21 protein-coding genes are annotated in these 21,931 nt (G+C 72.1%); 12 read left to right on the top strand and 9 right to left on the bottom strand.

Features of this window, described 5'->3' with window-relative positions; translation table 11 throughout:
* Positions 1-12: 12 nt before the first annotated feature.
* Together QF027_RS04650 and QF027_RS04645 are read right to left on the bottom strand one after the other, a co-directional pair.
* Positions 13-1,179 (bottom strand): serine hydrolase domain-containing protein, encoded by a 1,167-nt coding sequence (locus QF027_RS04650; RefSeq protein WP_307072814.1) that lies wholly within the window; start codon positions 1,177-1,179, stop codon positions 13-15.
* A gap of 99 nt (positions 1,180-1,278) precedes the next feature.
* Positions 1,279-2,247 carry an acetylxylan esterase gene (locus QF027_RS04645; protein WP_307072812.1) on the bottom strand — a complete coding sequence of 323 codons (969 nt, stop codon included), beginning with the start codon at positions 2,245-2,247 and terminating at the stop codon, positions 1,279-1,281.
* A gap of 105 nt (positions 2,248-2,352) precedes the next feature.
* Here QF027_RS04645 and QF027_RS04640 point away from each other — a divergent pair, with 105 nt between their 5' ends.
* Positions 2,353-3,711 carry an 8-oxoguanine deaminase gene (locus QF027_RS04640; protein WP_307072810.1) on the top strand — a complete coding sequence of 453 codons (1,359 nt, stop codon included), beginning with the start codon at positions 2,353-2,355 and terminating at the stop codon, positions 3,709-3,711.
* Between the two features lie 64 nt (positions 3,712-3,775).
* Here QF027_RS04640 and QF027_RS04635 read toward each other — a convergent pair whose 3' ends face one another.
* The 3 genes from QF027_RS04635 to QF027_RS04625 all read right to left on the bottom strand — a co-directional run bounded on the left by QF027_RS04635 (position 3,776) and on the right by QF027_RS04625 (position 5,874).
* Positions 3,776-4,360, bottom strand: a complete 585-nt coding sequence (locus QF027_RS04635; RefSeq protein WP_307072808.1) for an Rv1733c family protein — start codon at positions 4,358-4,360, stop codon at positions 3,776-3,778.
* A 160-nt stretch (positions 4,361-4,520) separates the two neighbouring features.
* Entirely contained in the window at positions 4,521-5,276 is a 756-nt protein-coding gene (locus QF027_RS04630; protein ID WP_306985770.1) for a ferredoxin reductase, read from the bottom strand.
* Positions 5,269-5,874: a sulfite oxidase-like oxidoreductase gene (locus tag QF027_RS04625; protein ID WP_307072806.1), complete on the bottom strand. Its 606-nt coding sequence runs from the start codon at positions 5,872-5,874 to the stop codon at positions 5,269-5,271. The genes QF027_RS04630 and QF027_RS04625 overlap by 8 nt, the downstream gene beginning before the upstream one ends.
* 170 nt (positions 5,875-6,044) lie before the next feature.
* Here QF027_RS04625 and QF027_RS04620 point away from each other — a divergent pair, with 170 nt between their 5' ends.
* Together QF027_RS04620 and QF027_RS04615 are read left to right on the top strand one after the other, a co-directional pair.
* Complete coding sequence (locus tag QF027_RS04620; RefSeq protein ID WP_307072804.1) at positions 6,045-6,971, top strand: quinone oxidoreductase family protein; 927 nt, start codon at positions 6,045-6,047, stop codon at positions 6,969-6,971.
* Positions 6,968-7,678, top strand: a complete 711-nt coding sequence (locus QF027_RS04615; protein WP_307072803.1) for a GNAT family N-acetyltransferase — start codon at positions 6,968-6,970, stop codon at positions 7,676-7,678. Before QF027_RS04620 ends, QF027_RS04615 begins: the two co-directional genes overlap by 4 nt.
* A 6-nt stretch (positions 7,679-7,684) precedes the next feature.
* On the opposite strand, the gene QF027_RS04610 is transcribed toward QF027_RS04615, so the two are convergent.
* Positions 7,685-8,074, bottom strand: a complete 390-nt coding sequence (locus tag QF027_RS04610) for a MarR family winged helix-turn-helix transcriptional regulator (RefSeq protein ID WP_373432115.1) — start codon at positions 8,072-8,074, stop codon at positions 7,685-7,687.
* 256 nt (positions 8,075-8,330) lie between these two features.
* Between QF027_RS04610 and QF027_RS04605 the strand changes: the two genes are divergently transcribed.
* Positions 8,331-9,122 carry a putative protein N(5)-glutamine methyltransferase gene (locus QF027_RS04605; protein ID WP_307072798.1) on the top strand — a complete coding sequence of 264 codons (792 nt, stop codon included), beginning with the start codon at positions 8,331-8,333 and terminating at the stop codon, positions 9,120-9,122.
* On the opposite strand, the gene QF027_RS04600 is transcribed toward QF027_RS04605, so the two are convergent.
* Positions 9,119-10,045: a LysR family transcriptional regulator gene (locus tag QF027_RS04600; protein WP_307072795.1), complete on the bottom strand. Its 927-nt coding sequence runs from the start codon at positions 10,043-10,045 to the stop codon at positions 9,119-9,121. The genes QF027_RS04605 and QF027_RS04600 overlap by 4 nt on opposite strands.
* 133 nt (positions 10,046-10,178) lie before the next feature.
* On the opposite strand from QF027_RS04600, the gene QF027_RS04595 reads away from it, so the two are divergent.
* Positions 10,179-11,426 carry an MFS transporter gene (locus tag QF027_RS04595; protein ID WP_307072794.1) on the top strand — a complete coding sequence of 416 codons (1,248 nt, stop codon included), beginning with the start codon at positions 10,179-10,181 and terminating at the stop codon, positions 11,424-11,426.
* 568 nt (positions 11,427-11,994) lie between these two features.
* Here the strand turns inward: QF027_RS04595 and QF027_RS04590 are convergent.
* Positions 11,995-14,076: a SpoIIE family protein phosphatase gene (locus QF027_RS04590; protein WP_306985786.1), complete on the bottom strand. Its 2,082-nt coding sequence runs from the start codon at positions 14,074-14,076 to the stop codon at positions 11,995-11,997.
* Positions 14,077-14,337: 261 nt separating this feature from the next.
* Between QF027_RS04590 and QF027_RS04585 the strand changes: the two genes are divergently transcribed.
* The 4 genes from QF027_RS04585 (at position 14,338) to QF027_RS04570 (ending at position 17,391) form a co-directional block, all read left to right on the top strand.
* Positions 14,338-15,213: a hypothetical protein gene (locus tag QF027_RS04585; RefSeq protein ID WP_307072791.1), complete on the top strand. Its 876-nt coding sequence runs from the start codon at positions 14,338-14,340 to the stop codon at positions 15,211-15,213.
* Positions 15,214-15,389: 176 nt separating this feature from the next.
* Positions 15,390-16,625 carry a cation:proton antiporter gene (locus tag QF027_RS04580; protein ID WP_307072789.1) on the top strand — a complete coding sequence of 412 codons (1,236 nt, stop codon included), beginning with the start codon at positions 15,390-15,392 and terminating at the stop codon, positions 16,623-16,625.
* Between the two features lie 21 nt (positions 16,626-16,646).
* Positions 16,647-16,916 carry a DUF3040 domain-containing protein gene (locus tag QF027_RS04575; protein ID WP_306985792.1) on the top strand — a complete coding sequence of 90 codons (270 nt, stop codon included), beginning with the start codon at positions 16,647-16,649 and terminating at the stop codon, positions 16,914-16,916.
* A gap of 106 nt (positions 16,917-17,022) precedes the next feature.
* A complete protein-coding gene (locus QF027_RS04570) occupies positions 17,023-17,391 on the top strand; it encodes a hypothetical protein (RefSeq protein WP_306985794.1) in 369 nt (122 codons plus the stop codon).
* An 83-nt stretch (positions 17,392-17,474) separates the two neighbouring features.
* Here QF027_RS04570 and QF027_RS04565 read toward each other — a convergent pair whose 3' ends face one another.
* Positions 17,475-18,242, bottom strand: coding sequence for an SDR family oxidoreductase (locus QF027_RS04565; protein ID WP_306985796.1), 768 nt, complete (start codon positions 18,240-18,242; stop codon positions 17,475-17,477).
* A gap of 128 nt (positions 18,243-18,370) precedes the next feature.
* On the opposite strand from QF027_RS04565, the gene QF027_RS04560 reads away from it, so the two are divergent.
* The 3 genes from QF027_RS04560 to QF027_RS04550 all read left to right on the top strand — a co-directional run bounded on the left by QF027_RS04560 (position 18,371) and on the right by QF027_RS04550 (position 21,921).
* Entirely contained in the window at positions 18,371-19,234 is an 864-nt protein-coding gene (locus QF027_RS04560) for a helix-turn-helix domain-containing protein (protein WP_306985798.1), read from the top strand.
* A 107-nt stretch (positions 19,235-19,341) separates the two neighbouring features.
* Entirely contained in the window at positions 19,342-21,357 is a 2,016-nt protein-coding gene (locus tag QF027_RS04555; RefSeq protein ID WP_306985800.1) for an NADPH-dependent 2,4-dienoyl-CoA reductase, read from the top strand.
* A 21-nt stretch (positions 21,358-21,378) separates the two neighbouring features.
* Positions 21,379-21,921 (top strand): PadR family transcriptional regulator, encoded by a 543-nt coding sequence (locus QF027_RS04550; RefSeq protein ID WP_307072787.1) that lies wholly within the window; start codon positions 21,379-21,381, stop codon positions 21,919-21,921.
* The last annotated feature ends 10 nt before the right edge of the window (positions 21,922-21,931 follow it).

Here is a 21,931-nt window from a genome sequence, read left to right as displayed (position 1 = left end):
GACATCCCGCCGTCACAGCACGCTGTACAAGGCGTCGATCAGCGCCGTCTTGCGGGGATCGTCGGCGATGTGAGGACCCATCCGGTTCATCACGTAGCCCAGTGAGACCCCCGCCTCGGGATCGGCCAGACCGCACGATCCGCCGAAGCCGTCGTGTCCGAAGGCCCGGGGATTCGGCCCGTACGAGCCGTTCGGTCCACTCAGCCACAGGCCGAGCCCGAGCTCCGTCTCGCTGTCGAGTCCCGCGCCCAGCACCAGGTCGCGGCACCTGCCCTGGCTCTCGCGGACCCGCTCGGCGGCCTCGGGGGACAGGACTCGGTGGCCGTTGTGGGCACCGCGGCCCGCGAAGATCCCGTAGAGCGCGGCGACGGCCCGGGCGGTGCCGTGGCCGTTCGCGGCGGGGATCTCCGCGGCTCGCCACTCGGGTGTGTTCGCCTCACCGGCCCCCACCACGGGGTTGGCCAGCGCGGCGATCGCCGCGGGCGCCAACTGGGCGAAGATGGCGGCCTGTTCGCTTGCCGACGCGGCCGGCGGATGCACCAGCTCGGCGGCCCGCCCGGCCTCCTTCTCCGGCAGCCCGATGGTGAAGTCGATGCCGAGCGGCCCCGTCACCTCCCGCTCCAGGAAGGCGCCCGGCAGCAGCCCCGAGACCCGCCGGACGACCTCCCCGACCAGGAAGCCGTACGTGAACGCGTGGTACCCGGACACCGTGCCCGGCTCCCACCAGGGCTGCATCGCCGCGAGCCGCTCCGTCGTCAGCTGCCAGTCGAAGAGCTCGGTGAGCGAGTGGGGCTCGCGCAGCCCGGACAGCCCGGCCCGGTGCGACAGCAGGTGCCGTACCAGGACCTTCTCCTTGCCGGCGGCGGCGAACTCCGGCCAGTAGGCGGCGACCGGGGCGTCGAAGTCGAGCAGGCCCCGGTCGGCGAGGATGTGGGTGCACAGGGCCGTCGGGCCCTTCGTCGTCGACCACACGTTGACCAGCGTGTCGCGCTCCCAGGGTCGGGTGCGGGCCGCGTCGGCCCAGCCGCCCCACAGGTCCACGACCGTCTCACCGCCGACCACGACGCTCACCGCGGCGCCCAGCTCGGCACGGTCCCGGAAGTTCTCCTCGAACGCCGTGCGCACTGCCGTGAAGCGCGCGTCGCAGTGGCCGTGGACAGGTGGCTGGTGCTCGGACATGGGGCCCTCCGTCGTCGCCGGAAGCCCGGGCCGCGACGCGACCCGGGATCCCCGGAACATACCGACTGGTTGGACTGGAGGGAAGTTCTCCGGCAGGACTCAGGCGTACGAGCGCAGCCAGCCCAGCTTCGCCGCCTCCTGGTAGGGGCCGCCGCCCTCATGGTCGTTGAAGTCGTAGACCTCGATGGCCTTGTCCTCGTGGCTCCAGGCGTTGAAGGCCGCGAAGACGGTGGAGGGCGGGCAGGTCTGGTCCTCCAGGGCCGCCGAGAAGAGCGCCGGCGCACGGCCGCGGCCGGCGAAGTGCACGCCGTCGAAGTAGGCGAGGGTGCCGAGGACGTCCTCGAAGCGGCCGCGGTGCGTCTTGAGGTAGAGGCCGATCTCCCGGTACGGGTGACGGTCCGTCATGGTCGCCGCGCGCGGGAAGTCGCACAGGAACGGCACGTCCGGGGCGACCGCGGCCAGATCCGGGACCAGACCGCCGACCGCGATCGAGATGCCCCCGCCCTGGCTGCCGCCGAGCACGACCGTACGCGCCGGGTCGGTCAGCGGGTGCGAACGGGCCGCCTCCACCGCACGCACCGCGTCCGTGAACACCCGGCGGTAGTAGTAGTTCTCGGGCGCGTCGATGCCCCGCGTCATGAAGCCGGGGTACGCGGGCGCGCCGGCCACCGGGTCCGCGGTGCCGCCACCGCCGCCCCAGGCACTGCCCTGACCACGGGTGTCCATCACGAAGTGCGCCCGGCCCGTCGACGCCCACAGCAGATGCTCGTGCGGCAGGCCGCGCCCACCGCCGTACCCGATGAACTCCACGACCACCGGCACCGGGGCGGAGACCTCGGCAGGGATCGTGAACCAGCCCTTGACCGGGTGGCCGCCGAACCCGGCGAACGTCACGTCGTACACCTTGACCGTGGTCAGCCCCGTGTCGACGAGGTCGAAGCGGGCGTTCAGGTCGAACTCGCGGGCCTCCTGGAGAGTCTTGGACCAGAACGCGTCGAAGTCCTCGGGCTCGGCGGAGTCGCTGCGGTACTCGCGCAGCTCGTCGATGGGGAGGTCGAACAGGGCCATGTAGGACCGCCTTTGCGAAAGGAACAGTGCCGGATGATCACACCGTACGTGCGTGGTCGGACGACTCGCCAGGCCTTTGCCGTGCCGACTGGCTACCATGACGCCATGTCGACAGCCGTGGACCTGCTGGTCAAGGACGCCGGACTGCTGGTCGTGGACGGCGAGCGGGAGATTGCCGGCGGCTGGCTGGCCGTCGCGAATGGTCGGGTCACCGCCGTCGGCACCGCGGGCACCGAACCCGAGGCCCGGACGACCCTCTCGGCGGCCGGCCGCCTCGTCACCCCGGGCCTGGTCAACACGCACCACCACATCTACCAGAACCTCACCCGCTCCTACGCCCCCGCCGTGAACGGCTCCCTCTTCGACTGGCTGACCACCCTCTACCCCCTGTGGGCCGCTCTCGACGAGGAGGCCGCCTACGTCTCGGCGTACGTCGGCATGGCCGAGCTGCTCATGGGTGGCTGTACGACGTCCTCGGACCATCTCTACGTCCATCCGCGCCCCCTCCTCGTCGACGCGGAGATCCGCGCCGCCCGGGACATCGGCTTCCGTTTCCACGCGACGCGGGGTTCGATGACCCGCTCGGTGGAGGACGGCGGGCTCCCGCCGCGAAGCGTCACCCAGACCGAGGAGGAGGTCCTCGCCGACAGTGAGCGACTCATCAAGGCCCACCACGACGCCTCGCCTGGCGCGCTCATCAGGGTCGCCCTCGCTCCCTGTTCGCCTTTCTCCGTCACCAAGGAGCTGATGACGGCGAGCGCCGAACTCGCGGAGCGCTACGACGTCCGGTTGCACACCCACCTCGCCGAGGACCGCGACGAGGACACCTACTGCCTTCAGACGTACGGCTGCCGGCCCGTCGAGTACTTCGAGGAGACCGGCTGGATGAGCGACCGCACCTGGGTCGCGCACTGCATCCACCCGAACGACGCCGAGCTGCGCCGCCTCGCGGCCGCGGGCGTCGGCGTGGCCCACTGTCCGAGCTCCAACATGCTCATCGGCGGAGGGACCGCGCGGGTCACGGAGATGCGCGAGCTCGGGATGCCCGTCGGTATCGGCTGCGACGGTTCGGCCTCCACCGACCACGCCTCGCTCTGGATGGAGACCAGGGGAGCGCTGCTGCTCGGCCGTTACCGGGGCGGGCCCGGAGCGATGACCGCACGCGACGCACTGGACCTCGCGACCAGGGGCTCGGCCCGCTGTCTGGGCCGCGCGGACGAGATCGGTCACCTGCGCCCGGGGGCCTGCGCCGACCTGGTCGTCTGGGACCTGCACGAGGTGGCGCTCGCGGGCGCGCTGACCGACCCGGTGGAGGCGTGGCTGCGCTGCGGTCCGGCCCGCGCTTGGACCACGGTGGTCGGCGGACGCACCCTCGTCGACCGGGGCGAACCCGTGCTGCCCGGGCTGACGGACGCACTGCGCACGCACGGGACGATCGCGCGCCGGATGCAGCAGCGGGCGTAGGCGTCGGCCGTCGGTGATGAGGCCGTCGGTGATGACATGAGGAGCCGGCCGGTGCTCGGCTCGGTCAGGCCCGGCGGCGGGTCCACTGCGGTTCGGTGAGAGCCCAGTCCCGTTCCCACTCGGCGAGCCGGTGGCGGGCGGCCGCACCGCGGACGAGGGAGTGGCCGAGGAGGATCACGGCGATCGTGGCGCCCGCCCCACAGGCACCCATCGTCACCGTGTGCTGCCAGACCGCGGTCTCGTCCGGCGGCGGGGCCACGCTCCGGCCCCGGGAGTCGAACCACACATCGACCTTGTCGCCCTGGTCGGTACCCGACGGGACGCGGGCGGTGGCCGTCTTCGCGGCCCCCCCGGCCTCCGTCCAGCGCACGGTCACCCGGTACGAGCGCTCCCGGCCGGCCTGGACCGAGGGCAGCGCGTCCGGGACCCTGCCGACGACCTCCGCGCGAACGCGGTGGCGTTCGGAGCGCTGTGCGGCCGCCACCGTACGGGCGTCGTCGTGCGCCCACCAGCCCACGACCGCGCCCACCAGCGGGGCGCCCAGCAGCATCAGAGCGGTGACGGCCAGTACCGTCCACGCCTCGACGACGTCCGACCGGCGCCTGAGCGGATTACGCCGCCAGCGCCAGCCGCGCACCCGGGTTCGCATGTCGACCTCCGCACCACGCCCGCCTGCGAGTGGTCACACAGATGTAGTACCCCTCCATCCGCGTCGTTCACTTGTGGGGGAGCGCACATACGCCCGGAGGGAACATGCACGGAGGGAACATGTGGAGGGAACATGTACGGAGGGCACATGAGCACCACCGTCAGCCGAAGCGCTCGATCCGGATACGGTCCACCGGCTGACCGGCCTCCACCAGCAGCCGCGAGGCATGCTCGGCGAACGCGTTGGATCCACACACATAAGCTTCCCACCCGCCCTCGGGCTGCGCAGCCAGGAGCGGCGCCACATGTGCGGCCGCCATACGTCCCACCGGCACCCCCTGGGGAGAGTTTCGAGTGAAGACAGGGGTCGTCTCGGCGCCGAGTTCCCGCGCGTAGATGAGTTCCTCGGGGCTGCGCGCCGACACCAGCATCCGCAGTGGCACGGACAGCCCACGCGCCCGGTGGTGCCGCACCATCGACATCAGCGGTACGACACCGGAGCCGGCCCCGATCAGCAGCGCGGGCCGGTCACCTGGCCAGGCGAAGAACCCGCTGAGCGGCCCGCGCACCTCGACCTCGTCACCGGGCCTCGCGACCGTATGGAACCACCCCGAGACCTCACCGCCCTCGACATGGTCCAAGGTCAGCTCGATGTGCCCGGAGTCCTCAGGCGGGGACGCGATCGAGTAGTGGCGCTGGGCCGTGTAGCCGTCCTCGGCGGTCAGCCTCAGCATCAGATGCTGGCCGGGTAGATGCCCCTGCCAGGCGGGCACGGCGAAACGGAACGTGGAGGCGTACGGGGTCTCGCGGCGGACCTCGGTGAGCGTGGCGGTCTGCCACTCGGCGGCGGCGCGGCTGCTCACCGCGATACGTCCTGGCACCGCGAACCGCGTGACGGGGGCGAAGGTCTCAGTCACCGGAGTACCGCTGCTCCTCCCACGGGTTGCCCCGCGCGTGATAGCCGTTCTGCTCCCAGAAACCCGGTTCGTCGTGGTCCAGCAGCGTCAGCCCCGCGACCCACTTGGCGCTCTTCCAGAAGTACAGGTGCGGCACCAGCAGCCGCGCCGGCCCGCCGTGTTCGGCCGGCAGCGGCTTCCCGTCGTACTCCCACGCGATCCACGCCCGCCCGCCGGTCAGGTCCGCGAGCGGCAGGTTCGTGGTGTACCCGGTGTGCGAGTACGCGACGGCATGGGTGGCGGACCCATGGGGCCGCACCACAGCCAGGAACGCGTCCAGCGACACGCCCGCGAACCGCACCCCGAACTTCGACCAGCTCGTCACACAGTGGATGTCACCCTCGTAGGCCGACGCGGGCAGCGTGTGCGCCTCGTCCCAGTCCCAGGTGCGCGGTTGTTCCACCAGGCCGTCCACCCGGAACGTCCAGTCGGCCGACGAAAGGTCCGGCGTGACCTCGGCGGAGAGCACCGGCCAGTCGTCGCCTGCGTCGTACTGGCCTGGCGGGAGCCCGGTGTTCTGGACGCGGGGGCGTCCGGTGAAGCCTCGGGTGACGTTCATGCCTTAAACCGTACGCTGTCGCCGCGCGTGCTCCGTCCCAGGTCAGTGCCCCGATCATTGCGGCCGTATGAACACTGCGCGGGGCCGGGAATAGCCGTCGCGCACCGCTCCTTGGCGCTGGAGTGCCGGGTCGGTGCCCCGGTGACAGTGCGAGGAGAGCGAGGAAGCAGATGCCCAAGGCGTACGTCTTCACGCGGTACGGCGGACCGGAGACCGAGGCGTTCGTGGACGTGGACCGGCCGAGTCCCGGGCCCGGTCAGCTCCTGGTGGCCGTCCGTGCGGCGGGTGTGAACCCCGTGGACTGGAAGATCCGCTCGGGCTACCGGCGACCCGGCGACAGCGGTGACCGCGCCTTCCCCGCGGTGCTCGGCAGCGAGATCTCCGGCGTCGTGGCGGAACTCGGTGAGGGTGTCGAGGCGTTCGCGGTCGGGGACGAGGTCTTCGGCAACACGCTCAGCGGGGGCTACGCCGAGTACGCCCTGGTGCCGGTCGTCATCGCCGCGCACAAGCCCGCCGAACTGTCCCACCTGGCCGCCGCCACCCTGCCTGTCGCCGCCGCGACCGCCTACGACGGCGTCCGCCAGCTCGATCTGCCCCCGGGCGCGACGCTGCTGGTGACCGGCGCGGGCGGGGGAGTCGGCGCGGCGGCCGTGCAGATCGCCCGTGCCTTCGGGCTCCGCGTGGTCGGTGTCGCGAGCGAGGGCAAGAGGGACTTCGTCGAGTCGCTCGGCGCCGACCACGTCCCCTCCGGGCCGGACTGGGGCGAGCGGGCCCGGGCGGCCGCACCGGACGGCATCGACGGGGTCTACGACCTCGTCGGCGGCGAAGTGCTCGCCGAGGCCGCCGAGTTGGTCACCGACCGGACGAGGCTGATCACCGCCGGCGCACCGGAGGAGGACGTGCGGCGGCTGGGCGGTACCCGCGTGACACGGGCTCGCAACGCGGCCGTACTGGAGGAGCTGGCGCGGCTCGTGCTCAAGGGCGACCTGGACCCGCACATCACCGGAACCTTTCCCCTCGACCGCGCCGACGAGGCGCTGCGCGCGGTCGAGGAAGGCCACGCCCGCGGCAAGACGGTCATCGAGGTTGCCCGATGACCGCCGGCACCCCGCACGTCCTCGACAACCCCGCCCTCGCCTCCTTGACCGGCCCGCACGCCCACTTCGCCGAGAAGCGCGGCCGGGTCCTCCGCTACCCCGTCGACGTCTCGCCGTGGCTGGCCCTGCCCGACGAGCCCGACGCCGGCGACTGGGCCGACCTCGCGGCGCTCGCGGGCCCCGGCACAGAGGTACCGCTGACGGCTTACGCGGGACAGGTCCCGGAGGGCTGGGAGATCACGTTCCACGTCGAGGGCGTGCAGCTGGTGGACGACGGCCTGACCACCGCACCCGACCCGGAGGTGGTCCGACTCGGCCCCGCCGACGTGCCCGAGATCCTCGACCTGATTGCCCGTACCCGACCGGGACCCTTCCTGCCCCGCACCATCGAGATGGGTACCTACCTGGGCATACGCCGGGAAGGCGCCCTCGTGGCGATGGCGGGGGAGCGGCTGCACCCGCCGGGCTGGACCGAGATCAGCGCGGTCTGCACCGACGCCGCTGTCCGCGGCCAGGGCCTCGCGACCCGGCTGATCCTCGCCGTCGCGCATGGCATACGCGAGCGTGGCGAGACCCTGTTCCTGCACACCGGCGCGAAGAACACCGGTGCCATCCGGCTCTACGAGTCCCTCGGCTTCCGGCTCCGGCGCACCACCGCCTTCCTCGCCGCACGGGTGCCCGAGCGGTTGCCGGAGGCGGTGTCCTAGGCACCGTCAGCCGGACCGTGGCCAGGCGTTGTAACGCACCAGGTAGTCGGCGAACCGCTCCAGGTCCTCCTGCGACCAGTCCGCGAGCCGCTCGCCGACGGCCGCGCGGCGGCTCACGGTGACCTGGCCCAGGATGTCCCGGCCCGCCTCGGTCAGATGCAGCACCTGGACACGGTGGTCCTCCGGGTCCTGGCGCCGTTCGACGAGGCCGGCCCGCTCCAGAGCGGCGACCTGGCGGCTCACCGTGGACTTGTCCAGGGCGTAGTGGGCGGCCAGGTCGGTGGCGCGGCAGCCGTCGCGCTCCTCCAGATGCCCGAGGAGCGTGTACGACACCAGCGACAGCTCGGGATGCAGACGGCCCGCCGAGGCCCGGGCCCGTCGCGCGAAGACCGTCATCTCGCGCTGGATCGTCTCCACTGCCGTTGCTGCTTCCACCGGACCTCCCTCGCAGTACTGGTTGCAGAATACAACTCGCTCCGTTCTGGGGTAGGGTGGCGCTCCGGCTGAGGGCGGTCCCAGCCGTGCGGGACCAAGGAGGTGAGACCCATCAACGCTGTGTCAGATCGGGTGCTCTCTCCTCGAATCGGCGCGGATCACCGCCTGTAGGTGACCGCGGGAGCGCCCTTCGGCTCCCGAAAGGCTCTCGGCTTCCATGCCTTCACTCTCTCCCCGCTTCACCTCTCCCGACTCCGTCGTCGCCGCACTCCGCACCGCGGGCTGTGTCTTCGCCGAGGACGAGGCCCGGCTGATCCTCGCCGCCGCCCGCACCCCCGACGAGCTGGCCGACATGGTGGACCGCCGGGTCACCGGCCACCCGCTCGAACTCGTCGTCGGCTGGGCGGAGTTCCGCGGACTGCGCATCACCGTGGGCCCCGGCGTCTTCGTGCCCCGCCGCCGCACCGAGTTCCTCGTCGAACAGGCCCTCGCCCAGGCGCCGGACGCCTCGGTCGTCGTGGACCTGTGCTGCGGCTCGGGTGCGGTCGGCGCCGCGCTCGCCGCCGCGCTGGGCCCGGTCGAGCTGCACGCCGCCGACATCGACCCGGCCGCGGTGGACTGCGCGCGCCGCAACACCGCCGACGCGGGCGGCCGGGCCCACACCGGCGACCTCTTCGACGCCCTCCCCGCCGACCTGCGCGGCCGTGTGGACATCCTCGCGGCCAACGTCCCCTACGTCCCCACCGACGAGGTCGCCCTCCTCCCCACCGAGGCCCGCGACCACGAGCCCCTGGTCGCCCTCGACGGCGGCGCGGACGGCCTGGACATCCTGCGCCGCGTCGCCACCGAGGCCCCTCATTGGCTCGCCCCCGGCGGCTGCCTCCTCGTCGAGACCAGCGAACGCCAGGCCACCGCCGCCGTCGACACCTTCACCCACAGCGGCCTGACACCCCGCCTCGCGGTCTCCGAGGAGCTCTACGCCCACGTCGTGATCGGCACCAGGGCCTAGGCCCAGCCAGGCGCCCACGTCCCCACCCCCGGCGGCTCGGGCCGGGTGACGTGCAGGTGCTCCCGGAGGGCGGCGAGGGCCGGGTGGGGGTTGCCGGCGCGCCAGATCAGGGAGTGGGGGTAGACCGGCGTGGGGCCGTGCACCGGGATGCGGCGCAGGTCCTGGTCGGACGGCCAGACCAGACGGGTCAGCTCGCCGACGAGGGTCGCCAGGGCCGGGGAGTCGGCGATGGTGTCGAGAAGGGGGTCGGTGCCGAAGTCGGGCCCGGTGACCTCGATGGTGAGGCCGAAGGCGGCGGCGAGGTCGTCGTAGTAGGTACCCCACTCGGTTCCCGTGACCAGGCCGGGCATCCAGATGCGGTGCCCGGCCAGCCGGGAGGGTTCCACCGAACGGGCTCCCGCGAGCGCGTGGTCGGGGCCGGTGAGCAGTTGGACCGGCTCGTCGTAGACCCGCACGGACTGGATGTCGTCGGTCGACTGCCCCGCGGAGTGCGGGACCGCGCGGAAGGTCGCGTCGATCATGCCGGACCGGAGTGCGGCGACGGCCGCGTCGGCGTCGAAGAGAGTGACGACGTCGAGCTCGATGTCGGGGTGCGTGCGGTGGAAGGCGCGCAGCAGTTCTGCCGGCGCGAGGCGGCGGCCGATCACGTCGACGCGCAGGGCCCGGCTGCCCGGCCGCACCGAAGCGGCCGCCCGTTCCGCGGCCCGGAGCAGCTCGCGGGCGTGGGGCAGGAACGCCTGTCCGTCGATGCTGAGGCGGGCACCGCGCGGGGTGCGGGTGAACAGCCGCGCCCCGAGGTCCTTCTCCAGCGCGGCGACCCGCTTCGACACGGCCTGCTGGGTGACCGCCAGCCGGTCGGCGGCCTCCTGGAACCGCCCCGCGTCCGCCACGGCGACAAAGGTGCGTACGGCGTCGAGATCCATGACCGAAGCCTAGGCCGCCATGGCACAACCACGGGTTGTGGACCGTCGGTGCCATGGTTGTTTGATCTGCGGGCCCGGCACTGGCTTGGATGGCGTCGGTCAACGTGAGGTTGTCGGCAAGGGGGTTTCGGGCGTGGACGGGAGGCGGTCGCTGGGGCGGCGGTTCGGGTGGCTGTGGGCGGCCTACGCGGTCAGTGCGTTCGGCACCTCGCTGTCGTTCGGCGCTTTCCCGCTGATCGCCGTCCTGGTGCTGCACGCCGGACCTGCCGCGGTGTCCGCGCTGGCGGCCGTGGGGCTCGCGGTCGGGGCCGCGGTGGCGGTGCCGCTCGGACCCTGGGTGGAGTTCCGCCGTAAGAGACCGGTGATGGTCGCGATGGACCTCGTCCGGTTCGCCGCCCTGCTGAGCGTGCCCGCCGCGTACGCGCTCGGTGTGCTCGGTTTCGTCCAGCTGCTGGCCGTTTCGGTGGTCGTGGCGGCGGCCGACATCACCTTCAGCGCCGCTTCGGGGGCCTTCCTCAAGTCCCTCGTCGGCGGGGACGACCTGTTGATCGCCAACGGGCGGTTCGAGGCCACGAACTGGACGACCATCGTGATCGGGCCTCCCCTCGGGGGTGCCGCCATCGGGCTCTTCGGTCCTGTGACGACCCTGCTGGCCGACGCCGTCAGCTATCTGCTGTCGGCGCTGGGGATCCGGGCGATCGGTGGCGGCGAGCCACGGCCCGTGCCCACCGGGGCGGCGAAGGGGTCGCTCCTGGAGGGCTGGGGGTACATCCTGACCAGTCCCGTCCTGCGCCCGCTGTTCTTCAACACGGTCCTGGTCAACGCTCTCATCATGGTGCCGGTGCCGCTGCTGACCGTCCTCATGCTCGGTCCGCTGGGCTTCGCCCCCTGGCAGTACGCCCTCGCCTTCTCGGTGCCCTGTCTCGGGGGCCTGCTCGGCTCACGGATCGCGCGCCCTCTGGTCGCCCGGTTCGGACGGCATCGCGTCCTGCTCACCTCGGGCATCCTGCGCGCGTGCTGGCCGCTCGGCCTGGCCTTCGTCGGCCCCGGCACCGCCGGGCTGCTGCTCGTGATGGCCGTCGAGCTCGGGGTGATCACCTCCTGCGCGGTCTTCAACCCGGTGTTCTCCACCGTCCGGCTGGAGCTGACGCCGACGGACCGGGTGGTCCGCACCCTCTCCGCCTGGTCGGTCACCGGCAAGCTGACCACCGCGGCCCTGACCGCCCTGTGGGGCCTGCTGGCCACCTTCACCGGAACCCGTGAGGCGATCGCGCTGGCCGGTCTGCTGCTGCTGGCCACCCCGCTCCTGCTGCCCCGACGGCCCGTCGCCGTGCCCGAGGCGAGCCCGGACGCCCTGCCCTCTTCCGCCGGGTCCCCGTGACGCCGGTCTCCCGGGCCGTGGCCGGGGGGCCCGCCGGGCCGGTTGTTCGCTGAGGTGGCCGACGGCCTGCCGCTGTGTCCGAGGCGAGTCCGGATGCCTTGCCCTCTTCCGTCGGGTCTCCGTGACGCCGGTCTCCCGGGCCGTGGCCGGGAGGGCGGCCGGGCCGGTTGTTCGCTGAGGTGGCCGATGGCCGTCGCCGTGTCCGAGGTGAGCCCGGATGCCTTGCCCTCTTCCGTCGGGTCTCCGTGACGCCGGTCTCCCGGGCCGTGGCCGGGAGGGCGGCCGGGCCGGTTGTTCGCTGAGGTGCCGGTGAAGAGTCGGGGCGTCGGTCCCTGGTGTCGCTCTTCATCGTGGCCCGGTCGCCGTCGATCTCCTCGCCGGTGCCTGCCCGCCAGTTCCGCACGACCCACTTGCCGAACCCGAAGTCCTTGACGGTCTCCTCGCCGCGCACGGCACCGACCCGAAGCTTCGACGACCACGGCGACGAGGAGGCCGGCGGAGGCCGCGGCGTAGGGGCCGTGCCGTCGGCGGCCAGGACGCCTGTCCGTACCGGTGACGGCAGACCCCGTCAGGTCACAGGCGTCTGCACCCGCGCGATCAGCAGCGCCACGTCGTCGGAGTTGTCCGGCTGGTGCAGTGTGCGCAGCAGCAGGTCGCAGACCTCCTCCAGCGGCCCGTCGGGGCTGTCGAGCAGGTCGAGGAGTGCGTCCAGGCGCTCGTCGAGCGGATGCTGCCGTGTCTCGACGAGACCGTCCGTGTACAGGACGAGCCGGTCGCCGGGTGCGAGGTCGACGGTGGTCGTGGAGAAGGCGACGCCGCCCACGCCCAGTGGCGCCCCCGTGGGAAGTTCGAGCAGCTCGGGTGGACGGCCGGTGCGCAGCCGTACCGGAGGCAGGTGCCCGGCGTTGGCGATCCGGCACTGTCCGAGCCGCGGATCGTACACGGCGTAGACGCAGGTGGCGATGGAGTGGTCCAGGTCCTCGGTGATCCGGTCGAGGTGTTCGAGGAGCTTGGCCGGGTCGAGGTCGAGGGAGGCCAGGGTGTTCGTCGCGGTGCGCAGCCGGCCCATCGTCGCGGCGGCGGTGATGCCGCTGCCCATCACGTCACCCACGACGAGGGCGGTCTTGCCCTCGCCCAGCGGGATCACGTCGAACCAGTCGCCGCCGACCTCGGCGGTGGCGCCAGCGGGCTGGTAGCGCGAAGCGACCTCCAGGCCGCCGGTCACGGACGGGTGGCTGGGCAGCAGGCTGCGCTGCAGGGTGAGAGCGGTGTTGCGGGCGTCCTGGTACCAGCGGGCGTTGTCGATCTGCACCGCCGCGCGGGCCGCCAGCTCCCGCGCGAGCAGCAGGTCGTCCTCGCCGAACGGCTCCGGATTGTGGACGCGCTTGAGGTCGAGGGCGCCGAGCACCTCGCCGCGCGCGATCAGCGGTACGGCCAGATAGGAGTGCACGCCGGCCTTGGCCAGCAGCGCGGCCGCCTCCGGTGAGCGGGCGATACGGGCGAGGTCGTCGGGCCCGACCTGCGCCACCAGGACCGGGCTTCCCGTGCGTACGCACTCGGTGACCAGGCGATCGGGGGCGTAGCGGGCGACCTGCCCGGGCGGATCGGCCGCGCTCAACACCTCCGGGGCACCGGCCGCGTCGACGGCCAGGGGACGCATCACGGCGGGCTCCGTGGGGCCGAGGGTGCTGGGTCTGCCCTGCACCACCGCCTCCAACAGGTCCACGGCCGCCACGTCCGCGAGCTCAGGCACGGCCACGTCGGCCAGCTCACGGGCGGTGCGGTCCAGGTCGAGGGTGGTGCCGATACGGGCGGAGGCGTCGGCGACGAGCGCGAGGCGGCGCCGGGCCGTCTCGGCCTCCACGGTCGCCAGATGCTGCTCGGTGACGTCCAGCACCGAGCCCGCCACTCCCAGGACGGTCCCCAGCGCGTCCTCGAGGCGGTACAGCGAGACCGACCAGGCGTGCTCCCTGTCCGGGTCCGCGGGCGTGTAACCGACCGTGTGCTGGTCGAGGAGCGGTGTGCCGGTACGCAGCACCTCGCGGGCGGCGGCCTCGAAGGCGGCCACGTCGAGATGCGGCAGGACCTCGCCGATCTTCCGCCCGACGTGTTCCTCGGCCGGCACACCGTTCAGCTGCTCCAGCGCCGGATTCACCGAGACGTACCGCAGCTCGGTGTCCAGCACGGCCAGCCCGATCGGGGACTGCGAGATCATGCGCGTCGAGAGCGCCACGTCCCGCTCCAGCCGGCGCACGGTCTCCTGGTCGGCGCACAGCCCCAGCGCGTAGACGTCCCCGTGGTCGTCCAGCAGCCGCATGTTGCGGAACTCGACCAGCTTGGTGCCGCCGTCCTTGTGCCGGACGGGGAAGGCCCCGGCCCAGCTCTGCCCGGTCTCCATGACGTCGGCGAACAGCTTGACGACCAGGTCGGCGTGCTGTTCGTGGATCATCAGATGGGCCGCGTACTGCCCCAGCGCCTCCCGAGCGCTGTAGCCGAACAGCTCCTCGGCCTGCGGGCTCCACAGCACGATGCGCCCCTCGGTGTCCAGCACCACCGAGGCCATGCCCAACTCGTCGAGTAGCCCGCTCGGCCGTACCGCCCCGCGCGGGGGCTCTGCGCCCTCGGCCGCGGGTATTCCGGCTGCACCCATTGCACGAACCGCCTTAGACCGTCCTCGCGGCACGCCGTACCCCCGTGCCGACTCCCCTTGTTCTACCGCGCTCAACCGTCTCCGTGCCCACGCGGTCGTGTTCTTCCACCATCCCTCAACACGGGGGCGTGCGTCCGGTGAAGTCCGACGGGGTGACGAAGGCCGCTCATTCATTCGATTGGCCTGTACATGACCGCCCTGGGGCGCCAGACTGTCCGCCGACCGGCCGCACCCCCGCCCCAGGAGCCTCAGGAGTCATCCATGCCCCTGCGTGCCAGACAGCGTTGTCACGCGCTCCTCGCCGCCCTCGTCACCCTCACCGCGACGGCCCTCCTGGCCGCCGCCCCGCCGGCCTCCGCCGCCGACACCTGGACGGAGACCGGCTCCGACCGCGCCGACCCGCTCACCGAGACCCAGGGCCTGGCCTCGATCGAGGTCCCCGCCGGAGCCGCCAACCGGTACACCGGCATCGGCACCATCCCCCTCAGCGTCTCCAGTCGCGGCTGGAACCACGTGGGCGACCCCGACGCCTCCTACGACGGCCACTACATCGAGCCCTACCAGGCCGACTCCGGCACCGCGAAGATGTACCGCGTGCAGGCGCCGAACGGGACCTGGTCCGAGTACGTCCACACACTCAGCCCGGGCGAGGCGCTCAACAACTCCTGGGTCGCCGTCTCGCCCGACGGACAGTGGATGCTGACCGGTGAGTGGGGCACCATGACCCGCTTCCTGGTCCTCCCCACGCCCGGCGTCAACACGAGCACCTCGCCCTCGGCGAACCTTCCGCAGGCGGCCACCGTCACCCTCGACCACGCCGTCCGCGACGTACAGGGCTGCGACTTCCTGAGCGCCACCCAGCTGCTGTGCTCCTCCGACGACCCGGCGGGCACGCTCTTCGGCTACACCAAGCCGCTCCTCCGGATCGACCTGTCCGCGGCCCCGACCGGCTCGGCGAACGTCACCGGCCATGTCACGGCACTGCGCCAACTGCCCCTGAGGAGTTCCTGCTCGGGCGGGTTCGAGGCGGAGGGCATCGACTACGACCGCCGTACCGGAACCCTGCGTGTGATCGTCGTCTCACCGGGCTTCTGTGTGCTGACGGACAGCAAGACGTACCGCTTCACCAGGAGTTGAGCCCCTCACGGGCGGGTGCCGGCCCTCGCGGAAATGAGGGTCGGCACCGATGGCGGGGCCCTGCGGCCGGATGCGACGGTGACACGAAAACGCCTCGCCGGACAAAGGGAGATCCCGCATCCACCCCCGTCAAGCACAGCACGCACGTCCTTCTGCGCCCTCGCGGGAGGTGCACCATGGGACACGCTGACACCCTGCTCGCCATGGGCGGCGCCTTCCTGGCCGCCGCGTTCCTCGCCCGCCTCGGCGGCCGGATCGGACTGCCGACCATCCCGCTGTTCATGCTCGCCGGTATCCTGCTCGGCCCGCACACCCCTGGCCTCGTCCTCGTCGAGGACGCGCACGACTTCGAGATGCTCTCCGCGCTCGGCCTGGTGCTGCTGCTGTTCTACCTGGGCCTGGAGTTCCACGTCGACGACCTGCGCACCGGCGGCAGGCGCCTGCTCGCCGCGGGCGGCATCTACCTCCTGGCGAACGTCGGCGCCGGTCTCGGTTTCGGGTTCGCCCTGGGCTGGGGGACCCGGGAGGCACTGGTGCTCGCCGGCGTCCTCGGCATCTCCTCGTCCGCGATCGTCACCAAGATCCTCATCGACCTGGGGCGGATCGGCCGCCCCGAGACCCGGCTGATCCTCGGCGTGATCGTGGTGGAGGACATCTTCCTCGCGCTCTACCTCGCCGCGCTCCAGCCGGTCATCAGCGGCGCCCGCGGGCCGATGGAGGTGCTCCTGCAAGCGGGCAAAGCCTTCGGGTTCCTGCTGGTGCTGGCCGTCGCCGCCCGGTACGGGACGCGCTGGATCGGCCGGCTGATCCACGTCCGGGACAACGAACTCCTGGTCATCAGCTTCCTGGGCGCCGCGGTCCTCGTCGCCGGAGTCTCCGAGGTCCTCGGTGTCGCCGACGCCATCGGCGCCTTCATGGTGGGCCTGATCCTGGCCGGCACGCCCTCCGGACCCCGCATCCGACGACTGGTGCACCCGCTGCGCGACGCCTTCGCCGCGATCTTCTTCTTCGCGTTCGGGCTGTCCATCGACCCCGGAGTCGTCACGGCCGTCGCCGGACCCGTCGCCGCCGCGGCGGCCGTGACGGTCGTGATGAACGTCGTCGCCGGCCTGCTCGTCGCCCGTCTCTACGGCTACGGCGCCCACCCCGCGGCCGACATCGCCACAACCCTCGTGGCCCGGGGGGAGTTCGCCCTGATCCTCGGCGCGATCGCGGCCAGTGCGGGACTCGACGCACGTCTGGCGCCGTTCATTGCCGGGTATGTCCTTGTCCTGGCCGTTCTCGGCCCGGTGGCCGCGGGGCGGGCCCATCTGCTGGCCCGGGTGCTGGGGTCACGTCGTGCCCGGGACCAGGGGGACGACGTCACACCGGAGCCGGTCCCGGTCGCGGTGGGGGCTGACGCCGAGCGGTAGGGCCCCTGCGAAGGAGGAGTCATGCGCCAGCCCGACGATGAACACCTGGTCGATCTCGCGGCACGGCTGGAGCGTGACGACCCACGGTTCGCCCGTGCACTGGGGTCGGGCCGCCCCGCCCGGCCCCGTGAGTACCGGCGCACGCGCGCCTGGGGGAGCCTCGCCGTCGCCGTGAGCCTCCTGGCCGCGGGGATGGCTCTGCCCGAGGGCATTCTCGTGGCCGCGGGCCTGGTGCTCGCCGGTATCGCCGTCCCCTTGTTCGACCCGCACCGGGATCGCCCGTCTCGCTGACACCGCCGCCGGTAGTGCTCCGCGAAAGGTGGTGCTTTTCTGAGGGTGTGGCGCGGTTCGCGGGGAACCCGGCGGTCCGGTCATCGCCACGAGAGGAGCGATCACGATGGATCGTGAGCGAGCGCACGAGGAGTCCGTCTCCCTGGAGATCAGCGGTTGCAGCAAGGAGGACGCCCGGATCGTCTTCGACACGCTGGCCGCGTGCTTCGAGTCCGACCGGGGTGCCGACGAGGTGCCGCAGCAGCTTCATGAGTCGCGGCCCATGGTGTGGCTGGGGACGTTCGAAGTGACGGAAGCGCGTTCCTGCCCGCCCCCGGCGCGGTTGTCGTCCTCGGTCGAAGCCGATGCGCAGGGAGGTTACTGGGCCATCGAGAGGCTTCGGACGACGTTGGACTCGATGTTCGCGGTGCGGGATCTCGCGTCCGCGTCGGGGGATCAGGAGCGGGAGCTGCATGTGCGGCTCGAGAGTCGTTGAGGAAATTTTGTTCTTCTACGGCGCCGCGGTGGCCGGTCGCGCCGTCTCCGCACCCCCGCGGGGCGCGACCGGCCACCCTGTGATCAGCCCTGCCGCACCGGCACCACCACCATCTCGGCGACGTTGACGTTCGGCGGGGCCGCGACCGAGAAGGCGACGGCCTCGGCGATGTCCGGGGCGGTCAGAGGATCGAGGTCAGTGCGCATGCGGGACAAGGACGCGCGTGTCTCGTCGTCCCGCATGCCCGCACCCAGCTCGGTGGTGGTGACCCCGGGCTCGATGTTCTTCACGCGGACGCCGCGCGGCCCGAGTTCGGCGCGCAGATTGCGCGTGAGATGGGCGACGGCCGCCTTGGTGGCGCAGTAGACGGACCAGTCGGGGAAGAGGAGATGCCCGCCCACGGAGCCGACGTGGACGAGGTCCGCCGGGCCGCCGCGTGCGGCCGCTGCCAGGAGGTCGTCCGTGAAGGCGCGGGAGGTGTGCAGCAGGCCGCGCAGGTTGACGTCGATCATGCGATCCCACTCGTCGGTCTCGGCCCGCTCGAAGGGGGCGCCGAGCATGACGCCGGCGTTGGCCACGACAAGGTCGACGGCCCCGAGCGCTCCGGTGACGGTCCCGGCCGCCTCCGTGACGGCCTCTGCGTCGGTCAGGTCCACGGCGACGGGCAGGACCGATCCGGTGGCCGTGGCGCGCAGCTCGTCGGCGAGTGCCTTGAGGCGGTCCTCGCGGCGGCCCAGCAGCGCGACGCTCGCTCCGCCGGCGGCGAGGCGCCTCGCGGTGGCCGCGCCGATCCCGCTGGTGGCACCGGTGACGACCGCGACGCGTTGGTTGAGGTTCCAGGTGTGTGTCATGCCGTCAACGGTGGGACCCGCCCTGGCCTGGGACCAGGCCGTATCACCCCGAGGAGAGCGGATCGTAGGAGTACCGCGGCCACCTTGCGGACTCCCGTGGGCCCGCGACCGGACCTAGGGTCGACGGCATGGACAGTGACAACCGGCTCGGCCTCTTCCTGCGCGCCCGCCGTGCCCTCGTCCGGCCCGAGGACGCGGGGCTGCCGACCGGGAGCCGGCGCCGGGTGGCGGGCCTGCGCCGGGAAGAGGTCGCGGTGCTGGCCGGAGTCAGCACCGACTACTACGTCCGCCTGGAACAGGGACGCGAGCGGAATCCCTCGGCTCAGGTGATCGAGGCGCTGGGACGCGTCCTCGGCCTGGAGGAGGACGCCCTGGACCATCTCCACCGGCTGGCGCGCCCCGTCACCGGCCGTACCCAGGACGGTTCGCACCCCCGGGCGGTCAGCCCCGCCCTGCTGCGGATGATGGAGGGGTGGCACCGCACTCCGGCAGTGGTCCTGGACCATTGCCTGACCGTGCTGGCCCACAACGTCCTCGGCGGCGCACTGTTCGCCGGTCACACCCACAGCGGGGACCTGCTGCGGCTGGTGTTCCTCGACCCGGACGCCCGGGAGTTCTACCCGGACTGGGAGCACGTGGCGGTGAACACCGTGGCCGCGCTGCGGGCCGCCGCCGGAACCGGTCACGAGGACCCGCGGCTGTTCGCCACGGTCGGCGAACTGTCGCTGCGCAGCGAGGAGTTCCGCCGGCTCTGGGCCCGCCACGACATCCGCCGCAAGACCCGCGAGAGCAAGCGCTTCCGGCATCCGCTGGTCGGCGAACTGGCCCTGGACTACGAGTCCTTGACCGTCAACAGCGCCCCGGGCCAGCAGCTGGTCGTCTACCAGGCCGATCCGGGCAGCCCGTCCGAGCAGGCGCTCTCCCTGCTGGGGAGTCTCGCCGCGGACGCGGCTCACTCCGACGAGGCCGCCGACAAGGACACGTACACCTGAGGGCACCGACGTGGTTCGTATCACCCCTCCCCGATTGTGCAACTAGTTGCACAAAGAGGCCGCGGTCCTCTACAACAGAGAGGCACGAGACCGCGATGGAGGGGCCCATGAGCCGTTACCCGCACCTGCTGAACCCGCTCGACCTGGGCTTCACCACGCTGCCCAACCGCGTCCTGATGGGCTCCATGCACGTGGGCCTGGAGGAGGCCGAGCGCGGCTTCGAGCGCATGGCCGCCTTCTACGCGGAGCGAGCGCGCGGGGGAGTGGGCCTGATCGTCACCGGCGGCATCGCGCCCAACGACGAGGGGCGGCCGTACGAGGGCGGTGCCAAGCTCACCACCGACGCGGAGGCCCAGCAGCACCGGGCCATCACCCAGGCCGTGCACCGCGAGGGCGGCCGGATCGCGATGCAGATCCTGCACTTCGGCAGGTACGCCTACCACCAGGGCCTCGTCGCGCCCAGCCCCCTCCAGGCGCCGATCAGCCCCTTCCCGCCCCGCGAGCTCACCGACGCCGAGGTCGAGCGGACCATCGGCGACTACGCCCGTGCCGCCCGACTCGCCCGGCAGGCCGGCTACGACGGCGTGGAGATCATGGGCTCCGAGGGCTACCTCATCAACGAGTTCATCGCCGCGCAGACCAACCACCGCACCGACCGCTGGGGCGGGTCGTACGAGAACCGCATGCGCCTTCCCGTGGAGATCGTGCGGCGGGTGCGCGAGGCCGTCGGCGAGGACTTCATCATCGTCTACCGGCTGTCCATGCTGGACCTCGTCCCGGGCGGCTCGACGCTGGACGAGGTGATCACCCTAGCCAAGGCCGTCGAGGCCGCCGGGGCCACGATCATCAACACCGGCATCGGCTGGCACGAGGCCCGCATCCCCACCATCGCGACCTCGGTGCCGCGCGGCGCCTACACCTGGGTGACGAAGCGGCTCATGGGCGAGGTGTCGATCCCGCTCGTGACCACCAACCGCATCAACACCCCCGAACTTGCCGAGGAGTTGCTCGCCGACGGGTACGCGGACATGGTGTCGATGGCGCGCCCGATGCTCGCCGACCCGGAGTTCGTGAACAAGGCGGCCGAGGGCCGTCCCGAGGCCATCAACACCTGCATCGGCTGCAACCAGGCCTGTCTCGACCACACCTTCAGCGGGAAGATCACCTCCTGCCTGGTCAACCCGCGCGCCTGCCACGAGACCGAGCTGGTGCTGTCCCCGACCCGGCTGCGCAAACGCGTGGCGGTCGTCGGAGCCGGCCCGGCGGGACTCGCCTGCGCGGTCTCCGCCGCCGAACGCGGCCATGACGTCACGCTGTTCGACGCCGCGAGCGAGATCGGCGGTCAGCTCAACGTGGCCCGCCGGGTCCCCGGCAAGCAGGAGTTCGACGAGACGATCCGCTACTTCCGCCACCAGCTCGACGCCCACGGCGTGGACGTACGGCTGAACACACCCGTGGACGCGGGGGACTTGTCCGCCTACGACGAGGTCGTCGTCGCCACCGGCGTCACCCCGCGCACCCCCGACATCCCGGGCGTCGACCACCCCAGCGTGGTCGGCTACCTCGATGTCCTGCGCGACGGCGCCCCCGTCGGCGACCGGGTGGCGATCCTCGGCGCCGGGGGCATCGGCTTCGACGTCGCCGAGTTCCTCACCGACGGCGGCGACAAGGCGCACGAGAACCCCGAGACGTACTTCCGCCAGTGGGGCGTCGACATGGACTACACGGCACCCGGCGGACTCGCGGCCCCCGAACGCCCCGCCCCGCCCCGCACCGTGCACCTCCTCCAGCGCAAGACCAGCAAGGTCGGCGCCGGGCTGGGCAAGACCACCGGCTGGATCCACCGCACCGAGCTCAAGCACCGGGGCGTCACCATGGTCCCGGGTGTGCGCTACGACCGTATCGACGACGCCGGACTGCATGTCACCGTCGGCGAGGAGAGCACGGTCCTGGAGGTCGACACCGTCGTGCTGTGCACCGGGCAGGATCCGCGCCGGGACCTGTACGAGGAGCTCGTCGCCGCGGGCCGCAGCGCGCACCTGATCGGCGGGGCCGACGTGGCCGCCGAGCTGGACGCCAAGCGGGCGATCAAGCAGGGCACCGAGGTCGCGGCCGCCCTCTAGGGGCGTCCCTAGGATGACTCCATGTCACTCCCGCACGCGATCCTCACCGCTCTGCTCGAAAGGCCGTCGGCGGGGCTGGACCTGACCCGTCGGTTCGACAGGTCGATCGGCTACTTCTGGTCGGCCTCGCATCAGCAGATCTATCGCGAGCTGGGAAAACTGGAGGCCGAAGGCCTCATCCGGACCCTGCCCGCGGCCCAGCGGACCCGCGGGCAGAAGAAGAGCTACGAGGTCCTGCCCGCCGGCCGCGCCGAACTCGAACGCTGGACGGCCGCGGCGCAGGACCCCAAGCCGCACCGGGACCCGCTGCTGCTACGGCTGCGCGCGGCGGCCGTCGTCGGCACGGAGGGCCTCGAAGCGGACCTGCGCCGCCATCTCGACCTGCACCGGCGGCAGTTGGCCGAGTACGAGGAGATCGAGAAGCGCGACTTCCCGCCCGGGAACGACAGCGCGCAGGCCAGGCTTCAGCACCTGGTCCTGCGCGCGGGCATCGATCTGGAGACCTTCTGGACGCAGTGGCTCACCGAGGTACTGGAGGAGTTCGCCGGCCTCCCGGACAGCTGAAGGCTTCCGG

The organism is Streptomyces canus, from assembly GCF_030816965.1.
GTDB classification, from domain to species: domain Bacteria; phylum Actinomycetota; class Actinomycetes; order Streptomycetales; family Streptomycetaceae; genus Streptomyces; species Streptomyces canus_E.
This window is presented reverse-complemented; position numbering and strand designations above follow the sequence as displayed.